The organism is Streptomyces sp. 13-12-16 (assembly GCF_002114215.1).
In the GTDB taxonomy this organism is placed as follows: domain Bacteria; phylum Actinomycetota; class Actinomycetes; order Streptomycetales; family Streptomycetaceae; genus Streptomyces.
On the sequence record NZ_NCTE01001512.1, the window covers coordinates 1 to 942 of the forward strand.

General features: G+C 72.7%; 1 protein-coding gene. It reads right to left on the minus strand.

What is annotated here, in order from left to right:
• Window positions 1-942, minus strand: a 942-nt coding sequence (locus B7767_RS49060) for an acyltransferase domain-containing protein (RefSeq protein ID WP_256923817.1), incomplete at both ends; no start/stop codon positions are given.

A 942-nucleotide genomic window follows, 5' to 3' on the forward strand; every position in this document is an offset into this window, starting at 1 on the left:
GGGCGCCGGGCTCGGCGAGGGTGCCCTGGGCGCGCAGGGTCCACAGGTCCTCGGTGTCGCCGTCGGGGCCGGTGGTCCGGGTGTGGACGGTGACGGGGCGGCATCCGGAGTCGTCGGCGTCACCGATGCCGATCTGGACCTGGACCTCGCCGCGTTCCTGGAGGACGACGGGGGCCTGGAGGGTCAGTTCGTCGACGCTGCCGACGCCTAGGACGTCACCGGCTCGGATGACGGACTCGACGAGGGCGGTGCCGGGGACGATGACGGTGCCGGAGACGGTGTGGTCGGCGAGCCAGGGCTGGCCGCGCAGGGACCAGCGGGCGGTGGCGACGAGTCCGTCGCCACCGGCGAGTTCGACCGAGGCGCCGAGCAGGGGGTGGTCGGGCGAGTCCAGTCCGGCGGAGGTGACGTCGCCGGCGGAGTCGGCGAAGCGGGGCCAGTAGTGCTGCCGCTGGAAGGGGTAGGTGGGGAGGTCGACGCGGCGGGGGCGGGTGCCCTGGTAGAAGACGTCCCAGTCGACGTCCGCGCCGTACGCCCACGCCTCACCGAGCGACAGCGTGAACCGCTCCCAACCACCCTCGTCACGCCGCAGCGTCCCCACCACACCAGCGGCGACACCCGCGTCCTCGATCGTCTCGCGCACCCCCGTCGCCACCACCGGATGCGCACTCACCTCCACCAGCACCCGGAAACCGTCCGCCAGCAGCGCACGCGTCGCCGCCTCGAACTCCACCGTCCCCCGCAGATTCCGGTACCAGTACCCCGCATCCAGCCCGGCCGTGTCGAGCACACCACCCGTCACCGTCGAATAGAACGGCACCTCACCCGAACGCGGCACCACCGGAGCCAGCAGCTCCGCCAACTCCCCCTCGATACGCTCCACATGAGCCGAATGCGACGCGTAGTCCACCGCCACCCGACGGGCCCGCACCCCCTGCGCCT